Genomic DNA, 14,968 nt, shown 5'->3' on the forward strand with positions numbered 1-14,968 from the left:
AAGCCATGCGCGACGACGACACGGACCGGCCGAAGCGCACGGTCTCCCATACGATCGGCGAAAGCCTCGACACCCTCTCCCTCGACGAGATCGCCGAACGGATCGCCCTGCTGCGCGCCGAGATCGAGCGGCTGGAATCGGCCCGAACGGGCAAGAAGACCGCCCTGGACCGGGCATCCTCGATTTTCAAACTCTAGGCACGGAATCTTTGGGCGGGGCCGCGCCTACCCGCCTCATGGCGTCCTCCTCCTCGCCCAGCCGCGCGATGTCGTCGGCCTCGACCGCCTCCAGACCACGCGCGATCTTCAGCGCCCGCGTTGGCTCGCCGACGCGCATCACCAGGACGATGGTCTCGCGATCGGCGCAGCCGGGCTCGCCACAGGCGATTTCGTTGACGGCGAGGACGTCATCCTCGCCGAGCCCGAGACCCAGGCGAAGCTCGCCCTTGAGCCTCGCCGCATCGGCCAACCGTGCGGCCGAGCGAGCGCGGGCATCCTTGAGGGAAAAGAATGCCATCAGGCAGCGGCACGCGACCAGGCGGGAAACGGATCGGGCAGGGCGCGGTACGGCGCCGGATCGAACCGCGTCACCTCCTCGGAACCGACCAGGCAGGCGTCGAGTGCGGTGGTAATCGCTGCCTGGTCGAGACTCGTCCCGATGAAGACGAGTTCCTGGCGACGGTCGCCCCAGGGCTCGCTCCAGTTCCGGGACAGTTGACGGCGCCACTCCGCATCCTCCGGCCAGCGGGCCTTCGGCACGCAGGCCCACCACGCCCCCATCGGCGAGACCCGCGCGATGGCACCGGCGAGGGAAAATTCACCGACCCAGTCCGGCCGTGTCGCCAACCAGAAATGCCCCTTCGCGCGGATGAGGCCCGGCCACGTCGCCTTGGTGAAGGCATCGAACGCCTCGGGCGCGAAAGGGCGGCGGGCTCGGTAGACGAAGGAGCCGATCCCGTATTCCTCGGTTTCGGGCACGTGATCGGCGGCGCCGTAGAGTTCCTTGAACCAGAGCGGATGTTCCTGCGCCCTTTCCTCGCTGAAGAGGCCGGTATCCAGAACCCGATCGAGGGGGATGCGGCCATAGGAGGCCTCGACGATGCGGGCATCGGCATTGAGCCCGCGTATCACCGAGCGGACCAGAGCGAGCTGATCCGCCCCGACATCGCCGGCCTTGTTCATGACGACCACATCGGCGAACTCGATCTGCTCCACGAGGAGGTCGACGAGGGTCCTGGCATCTTCCTCTCCCGCGGTCTGGCCCCGGTCGCGCAGGAACGCCGTCGAACTGTAATCGCGCAGGAGACTCACCGCGTCGACCACGGTGACCATGGTGTCGAGGCGGGCGACGTCACTCAGCGCAGTCCCGTCTTCATCGCGGAACGAGAAGGTGCTCGCCACCGGCAGCGGTTCGGCGATGCCCGTGCCTTCGATCAGGAGGTAATCGAACCGCCCTTCTTCCGCGAGCGTCCGGACTTCGTCCAGGAGGTCGTCCCGCAGCGTGCAGCAGATGCATCCATTGCTCATCTCCACCAGGCGTTCGTCGGTGCGAGAGAGGTTGGCGCTGCCCTCGCGGATCAAGGCGGCGTCGATATTCACCTCACTCATGTCGTTGACGATCACGGCGACGCGTCGCCCGTCGCGGTTGTTAAGAATATGGTTCAACAGCGTCGTCTTGCCGGCACCGAGAAAGCCGGAAAGGACGGTAACGGGGAGACGGTGATCGCGATGGCTCATCGGACATCCATGATGCAATGTAATACCATTACATTTTGTAGGATCGTGCCTGTCAATCGCCGTTCGAAAATCTCTGTCCAGGGGTAGACAGAGGAGGGTCGAAATGCGCGCTCCGCGTGTTAGGGGAGGGCCATCCCGGCAGAGTCGCGGCAAAGGTGCAGCCGCTGGCCGGCGATCGCCCGAGGATGGAATCCAGTGCGACCCTGGCGAGAAGGACCGGGAGACCGGCGAAGCTACCATCACGGCAACCTCAAAGAGGCGCTGATCGAAGCGGCGCGCCGGTTCATCGCCGAACGTGGTGTGGGCGGTTTCACCCTGGTCGATGCGGCACGCCTCGTCGGCGTGACACCGGCCGCGCTCTATCGCCATTTCCGGGGTCGCGAAGCTCTGCTGGAGGAGGTGGCCGGCCGTGGCTTCACCGACCTCGCCGAGCGCCTGGCACGCTCCCTCACCTCACGAGGAACACCACTGGAGCGCTTCACCCGAATGGGGGAGGCCTATCTGGCTTTCGCAGAGGAAGAGCCCGGCTATTATGCCGCGATCTTCGAGACGCGTGGTGCACCAATGGCAGCGGACCCTGCAGCCTCCGACGCCCCGCCGAGGCCCAGCCCCTTCGACCTTCTGCTCGAAGCGCTGAAATCAACGTTTCCAGATGGATTCGGCGGGGTCGAGCCTCGATTCGTCGCCCTGGAAGTCTGGGCACTCTCGCACGGACTCGCAACACTCTCGGCCTCCGGCCATCTTCCGAAGGGGCCGGGCATGCCGGACAAGTATGAGTTGCTTCGCGCCGGAGTGCTGGCCCTCGTCCATGGCGCGGGACGCCCCCGATCTTCGGCCTGACACTCTCCTGAAAACGACCCTTGAAACCGTTACGTCGCATCCGCAAGTAAATGTGGTTCACATTAACATCGGAGCTGTGAGCCGTGAGCTTTTCCTCGACCTCTCCCTGGGCCACCGGCAAAGCCTGCCGCAGCGGTCCGTTTCCCCGCCGCTCTTTCGAGATCGGCGCCGTCGTCGTCGCGTTCTTCTACTGGTGGCCGTTGGCGGCGGCCTACATCGCCTGGAAGGTGGCGGGTTACCCGGCATTGTCCGAACTGCGCGGCATGATCGGCCGCGGATCGGATTGGCAGGCGGGCATGCGTAAGTCGCGCTTCGCCCAGGCGTTCGAGGCCGCAGATCTGCGTGGCACCGGCAACCTCGCCTTCGACGATTACCGCCGCGCCGAGCTCGACCGGCTCAACGCCCAGCGCAAGGCGCTGCAGGAGGAGAGCCGCGCCTTCGCCGAGTTCGTGGAGGAACTGAAGCGCGCCAAGGACCGCGAGCAGTTCGACGCCTTCATGGCCAAGCGCAACACGAGCGGCCCGACGCAGAGCGTCTGACCGATCCCCCATCCGGGGTCACGGAGGGCTTCCGGCAGAGATGCCGGGAGCCCCTTTTCGTTCGTCCAGCGGCCCGATCAATCCTGGAGTTTCTTCAGGTGATGCAGGGCGATGAAGTGCAGGCAGAAGCCGAGGATCAGCGCCGTCACGCTCACCGCACCCGGCTCGGTCTGGAAGAACCGCAGCGAAACGCTCCACGCCTCGGCGCGGGACAGGCGGTGGTCATACCCTTCGTAGAGCCGCATCCCCGGCAGGAAGAAGCCGACCATCACCAGGGACGCCCCGAGCGTGTTGAGAAACGTCGCGCGATAGCGGACCCTGTCGTTCCGGGCGGACTTGCTCATGGGCGTGCTGTTTCGGATAAGTTTCATCGACGATCCGGACCACCCTGTTTGCCTCGCTCCGACGACCGGGACGCGCCCCCCACCGCGTCATGGCCGCGCTTCTTTATCGGATTTTCATGGTCCGGGGGGCCATAAGGGCAAGAGTTCAAAAGAGCGTGGGGGCTGTCCGGTGGCGTCCATGGCACGGTGGGCCGGTTCCTCAGGGGGTGAAGGCGATGGCGAAGACGGACGGTCCCGGCACGGAGATCCGCGCAACGGTCACGGTGGTCGACCATCCCCTGGTCCAGCACAAGCTGACCCTGCTCCGGCAGAAGGAACGCTCGACCAAGGGCTTCCGCCAGATCCTCAACGAGATCGGGATGCTCCTCGCCTACGAGGTTACCCGCGACCTTCCCCTGGAGCGGGTCACGATCGAGACACCGATCCAGGCGATGGAGGCACCGCAGATCGCCGGCAAGAAGCTGGTTCTCGCCCCGATCCTCCGCGCGGGCGTCGGTTTCCTCGACGGGATGTTGTCCCTGGTGCCCTCGGCGCGCGTGGCCCATGTCGGTCTCTATCGCGATCCCGACACGCTGGAGGCGGTGGAATATTACTTCAAGGCGCCGTCCGACCTCGCCGATCGCACCGTTCTCGTCCTCGACCCGATGCTCGCCACGGCAAATTCCGCCATCGCGGCCATCGATCTCCTGAAGCAGCGGGGTGCGCGGGATCTGCGCTTCGTCTGCCTCCTGGCGGCTCCGGAAGGCGTCGCCAAGCTCCAATCAAGGCATCCCGACGTGCCGGTCTGGACCGCCTCCATCGACAGTCACCTCAACGATCACGGTTACATCGTGCCCGGCCTGGGCGATGCCGGCGACCGGATGTACGGCACACGCTGAGACATTCCTCGCTTACCAACTGCGCCCTTGCCAACCCGCCCTCCGGCCGCACATGACGGGTCACGCCAACCGGAGATGTGATGCGATGACGTCAAGCCCAGACCTGCCCGAGACCATGCGCCAGATCCGGTTCGCGGGAGCAGGTGGGCCGGACGTCCTCACCGTCGAGACGGTACCGCTGCCCCAGCCCGGCCCCGGCCAAGTGCTGATCGAGGTGGTGTCGGCCGGCGTCAACCGGCCCGATATCCAGCAGCGCGAGGGCAAGTATCCGCCGCCGAAGGGCGCCACCGAGATCCCGGGCCTGGAAGTCGCCGGCCGGATCGCTTCCCTCGGCGAGGGGGTCAGTGGTTTCGCCATAGGCGACGAGGTTTGTGCTCTCACCATCAGCGGCGGGTATGCCGAATTCGCCGTTGCCGAGACCGGGCAATGCCTGCCTCGCCCGGCTCCACTCTCGCTGATCGAGGCCGCCGGACTGCCGGAGACCTATTTCACCGTATACAGCAACGTCATCGAGCGCGGGCGGCTGAATCCCGGCGAAAGCTTCCTCGTCCATGGCGGATCGAGCGGAATCGGCTCCACGGCGATCCAGATGGCGAAACTCCACGGCGCGCGGGTGTTCGCCACCGCCGGTTCGGCCGAGAAATGCGCCTTCTGCAAGGAGCTCGGCGCCGATGAGGCGATCAATTACCGCGAGGCGGATTTCGCCGAGGAGATCAAGCGCCTCACCGAGGGCAAGGGCGTCGACGTCATCCTCGACATGGTGGGCGCTCCCTACCTCGCCCGCAATCTCGCCTCCCTGGCGATCGAGGGACGCCTCGTCCAGATCGCCTTCATGCAGGGCTACAAGGTCGAGAGCTTCAGCATGACGCCGATCATGATGAAGCGGCTCACCTTCACCGGCGCGACCCTGCGGGCACGTCCGAAGGCGGAGAAGGCGGCCATTGCCGAGGGCCTGCGCCGCGACATCTGGCCCCTGCTCGCCGATGGCCGGATGAAGCCGATCATCCACGCCACTTTCCCCCTCGAGAAGGCGTCGGAGGCCCATGCGCTGATGGAATCGAGCACGCATCTCGGCAAGATCATGCTGACCACCGGGCGCTGAACCAGCGCTCGATCCCGATGCCGGTGCGGCTTTTCCGTCGGTCGTCACCGTAGGAACCGATCACCTCGGAACAGGGAGCTCGGCCGTCGCGTTCAATCCACCAGATGGGACATCCTAGTCCCAGGTTGAACATGACGGCCGCCCAGGCCGAGCATCGAAAGGTATCCCATGGCAGAACGACTCGAAGGCCAGGACGCGCGTCAGGGCAAGAAGGGCAAGCCGGTCCTCTACGTCCTGATCGGCAGCCTCGTTCTCCTCGCCATCGCCATCACCGGTCTGATGACCTGGCAGGGGGCGAATTCCCCGAAGGACTACGCCTCGCAGAGCCAGGACGCCTCCCGCGGCCAAGTCACCGGTTCCGTGAACGGGTCGGGAAATGGCACCTCATCGGCGAACACCGGCAACGTTCCCGCCGGAAACCCGGCCTACCCGGCGCCGGCCCAGCCTTCGGCCAATGGCGGCCAGAAATAATCCGGACGTCATGTCGGTCCTGACGACCGCAATAATGACAGCGCGCTACGGCATTGCGGCGGACCCATCCGCTTCGAAGCCGTAGCGTTTTCGCTGGGAAGCACGGTGGATCTGGGAAGACCTTTTGCAAGAGGTCTTTGCCTGAAGAGCTACGACCGCCACTCGGGGCCTAAGCCTTCACGTTCCGCCTGCTCTCAGCGGGTCGGAACCGGGACTTCGCCACGATAATCATAGAAGCCGCGCTTCGTCTTTCGGCCAAGCCAGCCGGCCTCGACATACTTCACCAGAAGCGGGCAGGGGCGGTACTTCGAATCGGCCAGGCCTTCGTACAGAACCTGCATCACCGACAGACAGGTATCGAGGCCGATGAAATCCGCCAGCTGCAGCGGGCCCATCGGATGGTTGGCACCGAGCTTCATCGCGGTGTCGATGGCCTCCACGGAGCCGACCCCCTCATAGAGCGTATAGATCGCCTCGTTGATCATCGGCAGCAGGATGCGGTTGACGATGAAGGCCGGGAAATCCTCCGACATGGTGGAGGTCTTGCCGAGCTTGGCGATGAAGGCCTTGGCAGAGACGTAGGTCGGATCGGCCGTGGCGATTCCCCGGATCAGCTCCACGAGCTGCATGACCGGGACCGGATTCATGAAATGGATGCCGATGAACCGCTCCGGCCTGTCGGTGGCGGCGGCGAGGCGCGTGATCGAAATCGACGAGGTGTTGGTCGCGACGATGGCGTCGGGGTTCAGCGACGGGCACAGGGCCGTGAAGATCTGGCGCTTGGTCGCCTCGTCTTCCGTCGCCGCCTCGATGACGAGATCGCAGAGCGCGAGGTCGTCGTAGCTTTCGGCGGCCAGGATACGAGCGACGCCGCTGCGCCTCTGCTCGTCGGTGATCGTGCCCTTGGAGACTTGGCGCGCCAGATTGCCGTCGATCGTCGCGAGCCCGCTATGGATGCGGGCGGTGTCGCGGTCGTTCAGCCGCACGTCCAGCCCGGCCATGGCGCAGACATGGGCGATGCCGCTTCCCATCTGGCCGGCGCCGATGATTCCGACGGTCTTGATCTCGATGGCCATCGCTTGAACTCGCACCCCTGAGGCGCGGCCGGTTCGGCCGCAGAACGCCCGCCTAGCGACCGAGGCGTTGGCGCCGCAATTGAAATGCGGCGCACAAAATTCCTAGATCATTTTCTCGCTGAGGTGCAGCCCGGGCAAGCGCTTAAATGGGAAAAGAACTCCGCCGCGGATGCCCGCGGCGAAGTCCTGTCGTGGTTCCAGGACCCGGGATCAGCCCTTGGCTTTGGCGATCTCAGCCTGAAGCTCGGGGACGATCTGGAACAGGTCGCCGACGAGGCCGTAATCCGCCACTTGGAAGATCGGTGCGTCCTCGTCCTTGTTGATGGCGACGATGACCTTCGAATCCTTCATGCCGGCCAGATGCTGGATCGCGCCGGAGATGCCCACCGCCACGTAAAGATCCGGCGCCACGACCTTGCCTGTCTGGCCGACCTGCCAGTCGTTGGGAGCGTAGCCTGCATCGACGGCGGCGCGCGAGGCGCCCACCGCCGCGCCGAGGGCGTCGGCCAGCGGCTCAATCAGCTCCTTGAACTTGTCCGAGGAGCCGAGCGAGCGGCCGCCCGAGACGATGATCTTGGCGGCAGCCAGTTCGGGCCGGTCGGACTGGGCGATTTCCTCGCCCTTGAAGGTCGATTTGGAAGAAGGGGACGCGCTCGGCGAGACCGGCTCCACCGGAGCCGTCGATCCCCCGGCGGCGGCGGCCTTGAACGCCGCCATGCGCACGGTGATGACCTTCTTGCCCTCGGCGGCCTGGACGGTCTGGATCGCGTTGCCGGCGTAGATCGGCCGGTCGAACGTGTCGGGCGAGATAACGCTCATGATGTCCGAGATCTGAGCCACGTCGAGGAGGGCAGCCACGCGCGGCAGTACGTTCTTGCCCGTGGTGGAGGCCGCCGCGATGATCACGTCGTAATCGCCCGCGAGCGAGACGATCAGCGCTGCCGTCGGTTCGGCCAGGGCGTGGTCGTAGGCGGCATCCTCGGCCAGCAGCACTTTCTCGACTCCGTCAAGGGCGGCGGCGGCGTCCGCCGCCGGCCGGCTTCCGGCACCGGCGACCAGAGCGTGGATCGGTCCGCCGATCTCCTTAGCGGCGGAGAGCGCCTTCAGGCTGGCGTCGCGCACGGCGCCGTTATCGTGCTCGATGAGGAGGAGAATGGCCATGCTATGCGTCGAACCTCGTTGCGGGGCGGCCTGGCATCCGTCGCGGCGTCGCGCCGGTCTGCGGCCGAGGATAAGGATTGTGGGCCGGCGCCGGCCATCCTGCGACGGCCGATGCGCGAGCACGAAGCTCAGATGACCGAGGCTTCGCCCTTCAACTTCTGGACGAGTTCGGCCGCGGAGCCGACCTTGATGCCCGCCTTGCGTCCGGCCGGCTCGACGGTCTTCAGCACCTTGACCCGGGGCGTCACATCGACGCCGAGGGCATCGGGGCTGAGCTCCTCGAGAGGCTTCTTCTTCGCCTTCATGATGTTGGGCAGCGACGCGTAACGCGGCTCGTTCAGGCGCAGATCCGTGGTCACGATCGCCGGCAGGGCCAGGGTGACGGTCTGCAGGCCGCCATCGACCTCACGGGTGACGTCAATCGAACCCTCGCCGAATTCGAGCTTGAAGGCGAAGGTGCCCTGCGGCCAGTCGAGCAGCGCGGCCAGCATCTGTCCGGTCTGGTTGGAATCGTCGTCGATCGCCTGCTTGCCGAGGATGACGAGGCCGGGGGCCTCCTTCTCGACGACGGCCTTCAGGATCTTAGCCACGGCCAGCGGCTCCACGAGACCATCGGTCTTCACCAGGATCGCCCGGTCGGCGCCCATGGCCAGAGCCGTGCGCAACGTCTCCTGCGCCTGCTGCGGGCCGATGGACACGGCGACGATCTCGGTCGCCTTGCCCTTCTCCTTGAGACGGATCGCTTCTTCGACGGCGATCTCGTCGAAGGGGTTCATCGACATCTTGACGTTGGCGAGTTCAACGCCCGAACCGTCGGCCTTGACGCGGATCTTCACGTTGTAGTCGACGACCCGCTTGACGGGCACCAGAACCTTCATGGCGGTCACAATCCTCCAATGATTTTCTTGGCAAGGGCCGGCGCAGCGCGCGAAGGGCCTTCGACGCGGTCGAAGGTCCGGGCACCCTCTTGGAATGAAGCGGCGGACCGTAACGGGGGGATTTCAGACTTGTCAACGAGTGCGACAGTCTAGCCCCGCGTCGAACACATGCGATCCGTAATCCACGTTCGCTTGTATGCGGTCTACCAGATATCCCGCCTCAGCGGTTCTTGCCCGGAACCCAGAGCACGTCGTCGGCTCCATTGGCATTGGCCGTGCGGCTCGCGACGAAGAGAAAGTCCGACAAGCGGTTCAGGTATTGCAGCGCCTCCGGCGAGACGCGCTCGCCTTCCACGGCCGCGAGGGCCACCGTCAGGCGCTCGGCCCGGCGGCAGATCGTGCGGGCGAGATGGAGCGCAGCGGAAGCCGCCGAACCGCCGGGGAGCACGAAGGATTTCAGCGGCGACAGCTCGGCGTTGAGCAGGTCGATATCCGCCTCGATGCGCTTCACCTGGCTCGCGACGATGCGCAGGGGCTCGTAGGCCGGCGGCTCGTCACTTTCCGGGGTGGCGAGATCGGCACCGAGATCGAACAGGTCGTTCTGGATGCGGCCGAGCATCGCGTCGAGGACGATATCGGCATGGAGCCGGACGAGGCCAATGCAGGCATTGGTCTCATCGACCGTCCCGTAGGCCTCGACCCGAAGATCCGCTTTGGAGCGACGTTCGCCATTGGCGAGCGCCGTGGAGCCCTTGTCGCCGGTGCGCGTGTAGATGCGGTTCAGGGTGACCAAGGGTTATCCGATCTCAGATCCGGGGGTCGGGCTCAGAACGTGTAACCGATCTTGCCGCCGAAATTCGTCAGGCCACGGTTCTCGTGGCACAGGCCGGCATTCGACATGTGCTCGACGGTGGCCATGATGCTCCAATGCTCGGTCAGACGATAGCCGAGCGCCGCCGCTTCGCGGAACAGCGGATTACAACCCAGGGCGTTGAAGCCCGCCGGTGCGTTGGCCTTCAGACCGGTATAACCGTTATGCGCGCCCGCGCCGAAGAAGCCTTCGAGGAAGACCCGGTTGTTCAGGGTCTGCGGGAAAAGGTCCACCGTCCAGGTCGCACCGATATAGGCGTAGCTGGTGCGGCCATCGAAATTGTAGCTGCCGCCCACGGTCGGGCGCGGCACGAAGGCCTGCCAGAACGGGTCGAGGCTCACCACAGGCTTGTAGAACAGGATCTCGCCGTTGATGGCGTTGGTGTTCTTCTCGGCGCTGCCGGGATCCTGGACGGCCCCGCCGATACGCACCTCGGAGACGATGCTCAGCGGCTGGACAGGCGTCACGTAGGCCGCGGCGGGAGGCGGCGATCCGAGATCGGCGGCCTGGGCGGAACACACGACGGGCAGGGCGAGAATGCCGGCGACCAGGCGAGAACAGATGGCTTGCATCGATGACGGATCCAAAGTGAACGGAACCTTCCTACCACGCTGAAATACGCTGGCGGCAGTCCGGCGGCTCAGTAATCCCGTCCCGTCATCGTGTTAGATCGCGTGTGAGGCTCGTCCGCCACACTCACCGAGATGTGATCGTGGCTCAGGCGGAGCGCCACCACACCACGCCCATGATGAAGACGATCGCCAGAAACTGCAGCAATACGCGCAGACGCATGAGGCGTTGGGACGTGTTGGCGCTGCCGCCGCGCATCATGTTGACGAGGCCGAGCAACAGCACGACGGCCACGGCGAGACAGGCGACGAGGACGAGGGAGTTCGAGGACATGACGGCTCGGGCTCGGAACGCGGGGACGAAGCCCATATGGCTCCGGTGTTTCCCTAGCCCATAGGGCAGGGCATCGCACCCGCGGAACGGGCGCGACCTTCAGTTTCGCCGGAGCAAGCGCTCGAAATAGTCGAGTTCTTCCCTTGGGCGGCTCGGATCGCCGAGCTTGCGGCGCAGCTCCTCCATGATCCGGCGCGTGCGCTGGACCGCGGATTCGTCGGCCGTCGGAACCTTGCCACGGCCGTCGGAGAGGTCGCGGCCCTTGGTCGGACGGCCGAGCGGATCGTCGTCGCGGTTGCCGGCCTGCCCCTGCTGGCTCGGGTTCTCGCCGCCCTCCTGCTCACCCTCGCCTTCACCCTCGCCCTGGGCCATCTCCTCCATCTGCTTCTGCATGCCGTCCGCGCCGCGCTTGAGCCCATCGAGGGCGCGGCCCTGAGCGTCGACGGCATCGCCTTCCTTGCCCTCGCCGAGGGCGCCTTCGGCGTCGCGCATCGCTTCTTCGGCATCGGCGAGGCCTTCCTCGCCCTGCATCCCGAGCTCCTTCATCCGCTTCTGCAGATCCTCGAGCCGCTGGCGCAGGGCCTGTTGGCGTTCGCCAGCGCCGCCCTGGCCCTGCTCGCCCTTCTGGCCTTTCTGACCCTTCTGGCCTTGTTGCCCTTGCTGGCCCTGCTCGCCGCCCTGCTGACCCTGGTCGCCATTCTGCTGCTGGCCCTGCTGGCCGCGCTGAGGTTTCTGGCCCTGCTTCTGCCCGGGCTGCTGGCCACGCTTGTTCTGACCGTCCTTGAAGGTCTCGTCGCGGAGCGCCTGCTGCTCGCGGGACATCTTGTCGAGTTCCTCGGCCTGCTTGCTCATCTCCCGGCCATTCGGGTCGGATTTCGATCCGGGCTCGGCGGTCTGAAGATTTTCGAGGATGCTGCGAAGCTGTTCGAGCAGGCGTTGCGCCTCGGCGGTGTCGCCGCGCTTCATCGCCTCTTCCATGTCCTTCAGCATCTTGTTCAGATCGTCCGGGGTGACGGTCTTGGCGTTCTGCTGCGACTTGCCCTTCTCGCCCTGCTGCTGAGGCTGCTTCTGCTGGCGCTCGGCCATCTGCTTCATGAATTTGTCGAGGGCCTGTTTCAGGTCTTCCGTCAGCTTCTTGATCTCCTCGTCCGGCGCGTTGCGGTCGATGGCGTCCTTCAGCTTGTCCTGGGCAGCGCGCAGGCTCTTCTCCGCGTCGGACAGATCGCCGTCCTCGATCTTGAGCGCCATCTCCCACAACAGGTCGGCCACCTCGATCAGGGCTTCGTCGGTCCGTGCCGCCTTGAGCCGGCGGGACGCGGTGCGCAGCCCGAGGAAGATCGAGGGCTGCGGCGTGAACTGGTCCGGCGCGATCATCAGCGCGTCGAGGGCGGTCTGGACCCGGCGCCGACTCTCATCGGGAGCGGTGACGAGGCGCCGGCGCTCCTCGGCCAGGGCGCGCGCCAGTGGCTCGCGGAACGGCCGGGCCGGCAGCGTGATCTCCGCCGTCTCGGTCCGCCCCTCCTGACCGGCCTCGTCCTTCACCACGAGGGTGAGGCGGACACGCGCGCCGGACCAGGGATTGTCGGTCAGGTCCACCAGCGTCTTCGTGTCGGTGTCCCCGCTGGCATCCGAGGGCAGGGCGAGGGGCATCTTCGGCACCGGAACCAGGGAGCGACCGCCGGCCAGGGGCTCGATGATCCCATCGGCCGAGGCGATGCCGTAATCGTCCTTGGCACGGTAGGTCAGGTTGAAGGTGCCGCGAGCATTGACCTCTAATGCGCCGACGCGCCGGACTTCCGGGGCTAGATCCGGAATGGTCTCGACGATGAGATGCTGCTTGGGCGCGGAGCCCGCGGCGATGACGAGATCGGCGGTGCCGCCAACGAGCTGGAAGCGATCCTCGCGAAGATCGGGACGCGCTTCCTTGCCGGGCAGAGGCTTGAATCCCGCATTCGGCGTCAGCACGACATCGCCTTGGCCGGCGATCCGGACGATCAGCGTGGAGTTGACCGGTGCGCGCAGGCGCTGCTCGGTCCCGCTCATCGTGACGACGAGGGGCGGCAGCCGGGTATAAAGAGGCGGATCGATCCAGCCGTCGACGCGAAAGTTCGGCCCAGGGCCGGCGGCCTCGTGCCAGTCGAACGCGCTGCCGATGCGCTGGCGCCATTCCGGGCCGGCGACGAACAGGCTGGCGACCGCCGCCACGACGAGGCCCGCGCGCAGGGCGAAGGGGTCTCGGCGCGGCATGCCCGGACGGGGCAGGCCAACGTTCAATCGTGCGACCGCCGCGGCCGCACGGCGCTGGTGCAGCGCCCATAGGGCCTGAGTCGCCGGATCCGTCGTCCCGACGGCGAGCGTATCCTCGATGGCGGAGGCCGGGTTGTGGGACGAAGTGCCGTCGGCGGCGTCGCGGTCGAGGCGAGCGAGTGCCTCGCGGCGGCTCGGACGGGATAGGCGGACCAGCGGTACCAGAGCGGCGAGGAAGGCTAAGGCGAAGACGGCGAGGCCGGCGATCCGCCAGAACGGCGGCAGATCGAGCCAGAGCCCGAGCCACGAGGCCGCGAGGAAAGCCAGGACCACGGCGAGCCCGCGCCAGAGTAGGGGCCATGCCCGCTCCCACAGCCCGGCGGTCTGCGATTGCGACACAAGCCGATCGAGCCGGCTTCGGGTTGCCGGCGGCTTCGGCGTCGTCATTTGGGCCGCTTTGGAGGTCGTCGCGTCGGCCTCATCCATTCTGTTTGGGCTCCCGAGGCGGGGAATGCTCCCGGCATCCCGCCTTGTCAGCCTAGCATGGTGGCGGCGCGCGGCGATCGGGTCAAATCGGCCCACCCGCATCGCGGGTGCGCGGCTATTCCGACCGCAGCCAGTCGGGCACGCGGTCGAGGCCGATGAGGTCGTCGTAGGTCTGGCGCGGCCGGACGATGGCGGCGCGGTCCCCGCTCACTAGAACCTCGGCCACGAGGCGGCGGGTGTTGTAGGTTCCGGCCTGGACCGCCCCGTAGGCGCCCGCCGTCATCACGGCGACGAGGTCGCCCGGTGCGACATCGGGGATATCCCGGGCCAGCGCGATATAGTCGCCGCTCTCACAGACCGGTCCGACCACGTCGGCGACGAGGCGGGGAGTGTCGGCACCGGGCTCGATGACCGGGCGAAGGGCGTGGTAGGCCTCGTAGAGCGTTGGGCGGATCAGATCGTTCATCGCCGCGTCGACGATGACGAAGGTCCGGCCCTCCGTGCGCTTCACGTAGAGGACGCGGGTGACCAGGATGCCGGCATTACCGGCGATCATGCGACCGATCTCGAAGACCGGGCGCAGACCGAGGGACCGGTAGTGCGGGCGCAGGATCTCCGCCAGGGCGGCGGGCTCCGGGGGAGGGGCGTTGTCCTCGCGATAGGGAATGCCGAGACCGCCGCCGAAGTCGATGTGATGCAGGGGATGACCCTGCGCCATTAGGCTGCGCGCCAGTTCCGCCAGCAGTCCGGCCGCATGGGCGAAGGGCGCGAGATCGGTGATCTGACTGCCGATATGCATGTCGACGCCGGACACCGCGATCCCCGGCAGGGAGGCGGCGCGGGCATAGACATCGGCCGCGCGCCCGATGGGGATACCGAACTTGTTCTCGGATTTTCCGGTGGAGATCTTGGCATGGGTCCCGGCATCCACGTCCGGGTTGACCCGGACGGAGACCGGAGCAGTCGCGCCCAGGGAAGAGGCCACCTCCGACAGGGTTTCGAGCTCGGGCTCGCTCTCCACGTTGAAGCAGTAGATGCCGGCATGTAGCGCCGCCGCCATCTCCTCGCTGGTCTTGCCCACGCCGGAGAACACAATCCGCTGCGGATCGACGCCGGCGGCAAGGGCGCGGCGCAGCTCGCCCTCGGAGACGATGTCCATCCCCGCGCCGAGACGCGCCAGCGTGGTGAGCACGGCCTGGTTGGAATTCGCCTTCATCGCATAGCAGACGAGGGCGTCGTCCCCGGCGAAGGCCTCGGCGAAGACGCGGTAATGCCGCTCGAGCGTCGCGGTGGAGTAGCAATAGAACGGGGTCCCGACCTCGGCGGCCAGGCCGGTCAGATCGACATCCTCGGCCGCCAGCAGGCCGTCGCGATAATGGAAATGGTGCATCGACGGGCCTTGGGACGCGGATCCTGAAACGCGCATCTGAAAAGGA

17 protein-coding genes are annotated in these 14,968 nt (G+C 66.4%); 6 read left to right on the top strand and 11 right to left on the bottom strand.

Annotated elements, in window-relative coordinates; translation table 11 throughout:
- Positions 1-5: 5 nt before the first annotated feature.
- Entirely contained in the window at positions 6-197 is a 192-nt protein-coding gene (locus ASF26_RS19705) for a DUF1192 domain-containing protein (protein WP_018042652.1), read from the top strand.
- Here ASF26_RS19705 and ASF26_RS19710 read toward each other — a convergent pair.
- Together ASF26_RS19710 and zigA are read right to left on the bottom strand one after the other, a co-directional pair.
- Positions 187-516: a hypothetical protein gene (locus tag ASF26_RS19710; protein WP_056258065.1), complete on the bottom strand. Its 330-nt coding sequence runs from the start codon at positions 514-516 to the stop codon at positions 187-189. The two genes, ASF26_RS19705 and ASF26_RS19710, sit on opposite strands and share 11 nt — an antisense overlap.
- Positions 516-1,736: a zinc metallochaperone GTPase ZigA gene (gene zigA / locus ASF26_RS19715; RefSeq protein ID WP_056258071.1), complete on the bottom strand. Its 1,221-nt coding sequence runs from the start codon at positions 1,734-1,736 to the stop codon at positions 516-518. Before zigA ends, ASF26_RS19710 begins: the two co-directional genes overlap by 1 nt.
- Positions 1,737-1,931: 195 nt before the next feature.
- Here zigA and ASF26_RS19720 point away from each other — a divergent pair, with 195 nt between their 5' ends.
- Positions 1,932-2,576 (top strand): TetR/AcrR family transcriptional regulator, encoded by a 645-nt coding sequence (locus ASF26_RS19720; protein WP_056258074.1) that lies wholly within the window; start codon positions 1,932-1,934, stop codon positions 2,574-2,576.
- An 83-nt stretch (positions 2,577-2,659) separates the two neighbouring features.
- The gene (locus ASF26_RS19725) at positions 2,660-3,115 is read left to right on the top strand and encodes a DUF2852 domain-containing protein (RefSeq protein WP_056258079.1); all 456 of its coding nucleotides are present in this window, start codon (positions 2,660-2,662) and stop codon (positions 3,113-3,115) included.
- Positions 3,116-3,192: 77 nt separating this feature from the next.
- Here the strand turns inward: ASF26_RS19725 and ASF26_RS19730 are convergent, their stop codons facing one another.
- On the bottom strand, positions 3,193-3,459 hold the full coding sequence (locus tag ASF26_RS19730; RefSeq protein ID WP_018042657.1) for a hypothetical protein: 267 nt from the start codon (positions 3,457-3,459) through the stop codon (positions 3,193-3,195).
- Between the two features lie 215 nt (positions 3,460-3,674).
- Here ASF26_RS19730 and upp point away from each other — a divergent pair, with 215 nt between their 5' ends.
- The 3 genes from upp (at position 3,675) to ASF26_RS19745 (ending at position 5,910) form a co-directional block, all read left to right on the top strand.
- Positions 3,675-4,337, top strand: a complete 663-nt coding sequence (gene upp, locus ASF26_RS19735; RefSeq protein WP_056258082.1) for a uracil phosphoribosyltransferase — start codon at positions 3,675-3,677, stop codon at positions 4,335-4,337.
- Positions 4,338-4,422: 85 nt separating this feature from the next.
- Complete coding sequence (locus ASF26_RS19740; protein WP_056258085.1) at positions 4,423-5,439, top strand: NAD(P)H-quinone oxidoreductase; 1,017 nt, start codon at positions 4,423-4,425, stop codon at positions 5,437-5,439.
- A gap of 168 nt (positions 5,440-5,607) precedes the next feature.
- Entirely contained in the window at positions 5,608-5,910 is a 303-nt protein-coding gene (locus tag ASF26_RS19745; protein ID WP_018042660.1) for a hypothetical protein, read from the top strand.
- A gap of 194 nt (positions 5,911-6,104) precedes the next feature.
- On the opposite strand, the gene ASF26_RS19750 is transcribed toward ASF26_RS19745, so the two are convergent.
- The 8 genes from ASF26_RS19750 to lysA all read right to left on the bottom strand — a co-directional run bounded on the left by ASF26_RS19750 (position 6,105) and on the right by lysA (position 14,922).
- The gene (locus ASF26_RS19750; protein ID WP_056258090.1) at positions 6,105-6,986 is read right to left on the bottom strand and encodes a 3-hydroxybutyryl-CoA dehydrogenase; all 882 of its coding nucleotides are present in this window, start codon (positions 6,984-6,986) and stop codon (positions 6,105-6,107) included.
- A 210-nt stretch (positions 6,987-7,196) separates the two neighbouring features.
- A complete protein-coding gene (locus ASF26_RS19755) occupies positions 7,197-8,147 on the bottom strand; it encodes an FAD-binding protein (protein ID WP_056258094.1) in 951 nt (316 codons plus the stop codon).
- A 128-nt stretch (positions 8,148-8,275) separates the two neighbouring features.
- On the bottom strand, positions 8,276-9,025 hold the full coding sequence (locus ASF26_RS19760) for an electron transfer flavoprotein subunit beta/FixA family protein (protein ID WP_056258098.1): 750 nt from the start codon (positions 9,023-9,025) through the stop codon (positions 8,276-8,278).
- Positions 9,026-9,245: 220 nt separating this feature from the next.
- The gene (locus ASF26_RS19765) at positions 9,246-9,818 is read right to left on the bottom strand and encodes a cob(I)yrinic acid a,c-diamide adenosyltransferase (RefSeq protein WP_018042664.1); all 573 of its coding nucleotides are present in this window, start codon (positions 9,816-9,818) and stop codon (positions 9,246-9,248) included.
- 32 nt (positions 9,819-9,850) lie between these two features.
- Positions 9,851-10,468: an acyloxyacyl hydrolase gene (locus ASF26_RS19770; RefSeq protein ID WP_056258101.1), complete on the bottom strand. Its 618-nt coding sequence runs from the start codon at positions 10,466-10,468 to the stop codon at positions 9,851-9,853.
- A gap of 145 nt (positions 10,469-10,613) precedes the next feature.
- Positions 10,614-10,799, bottom strand: a complete 186-nt coding sequence (locus ASF26_RS19775; protein WP_056258238.1) for a twin transmembrane helix small protein — start codon at positions 10,797-10,799, stop codon at positions 10,614-10,616.
- 99 nt (positions 10,800-10,898) lie between these two features.
- On the bottom strand, positions 10,899-13,493 hold the full coding sequence (locus ASF26_RS19780; protein ID WP_244476009.1) for a TIGR02302 family protein: 2,595 nt from the start codon (positions 13,491-13,493) through the stop codon (positions 10,899-10,901).
- Positions 13,494-13,647: 154 nt separating this feature from the next.
- Entirely contained in the window at positions 13,648-14,922 is a 1,275-nt protein-coding gene (gene lysA, locus ASF26_RS19785; protein WP_056258106.1) for a diaminopimelate decarboxylase, read from the bottom strand.
- Positions 14,923-14,968: the final 46 nt, after the last annotated feature.

The organism is Methylobacterium sp. Leaf93, assembly GCF_001422345.1.
GTDB lineage: Bacteria > Pseudomonadota > Alphaproteobacteria > Rhizobiales > Beijerinckiaceae > Methylobacterium > Methylobacterium bullatum.

What these genes read in the sequence shown, in the direction of transcription:
- ASF26_RS19705 (WP_018042652.1), top strand. Translation starts at nt 6, where the DNA reads ATGCGCGACGACGACACGGACCGGCCGAAGCGCACGGTCTCCCATACG.
- ASF26_RS19710 (WP_056258065.1), bottom strand. Translation starts at nt 516, where the DNA reads ATGGCATTCTTTTCCCTCAAGGATGCCCGCGCTCGCTCGGCCGCACGG.
- zigA (WP_056258071.1), bottom strand. Translation starts at nt 1,736, where the DNA reads ATGAGCCATCGCGATCACCGTCTCCCCGTTACCGTCCTTTCCGGCTTT.
- ASF26_RS19730 (WP_018042657.1), bottom strand. Translation starts at nt 3,459, where the DNA reads ATGAGCAAGTCCGCCCGGAACGACAGGGTCCGCTATCGCGCGACGTTT.
- upp (WP_056258082.1), top strand. Translation starts at nt 3,675, where the DNA reads ATGGCGAAGACGGACGGTCCCGGCACGGAGATCCGCGCAACGGTCACG.
- ASF26_RS19740 (WP_056258085.1), top strand. Translation starts at nt 4,423, where the DNA reads ATGACGTCAAGCCCAGACCTGCCCGAGACCATGCGCCAGATCCGGTTC.
- ASF26_RS19745 (WP_018042660.1), top strand. Translation starts at nt 5,608, where the DNA reads ATGGCAGAACGACTCGAAGGCCAGGACGCGCGTCAGGGCAAGAAGGGC.
- ASF26_RS19750 (WP_056258090.1), bottom strand. Translation starts at nt 6,986, where the DNA reads ATGGCCATCGAGATCAAGACCGTCGGAATCATCGGCGCCGGCCAGATG.
- ASF26_RS19755 (WP_056258094.1), bottom strand. Translation starts at nt 8,147, where the DNA reads ATGGCCATTCTCCTCCTCATCGAGCACGATAACGGCGCCGTGCGCGAC.
- ASF26_RS19760 (WP_056258098.1), bottom strand. Translation starts at nt 9,025, where the DNA reads ATGAAGGTTCTGGTGCCCGTCAAGCGGGTCGTCGACTACAACGTGAAG.
- ASF26_RS19770 (WP_056258101.1), bottom strand. Translation starts at nt 10,468, where the DNA reads ATGCAAGCCATCTGTTCTCGCCTGGTCGCCGGCATTCTCGCCCTGCCC.
- ASF26_RS19775 (WP_056258238.1), bottom strand. Translation starts at nt 10,799, where the DNA reads ATGTCCTCGAACTCCCTCGTCCTCGTCGCCTGTCTCGCCGTGGCCGTC.
- ASF26_RS19780 (WP_244476009.1), bottom strand. Translation starts at nt 13,493, where the DNA reads ATGACGACGCCGAAGCCGCCGGCAACCCGAAGCCGGCTCGATCGGCTT.
- lysA (WP_056258106.1), bottom strand. Translation starts at nt 14,922, where the DNA reads ATGCACCATTTCCATTATCGCGACGGCCTGCTGGCGGCCGAGGATGTC.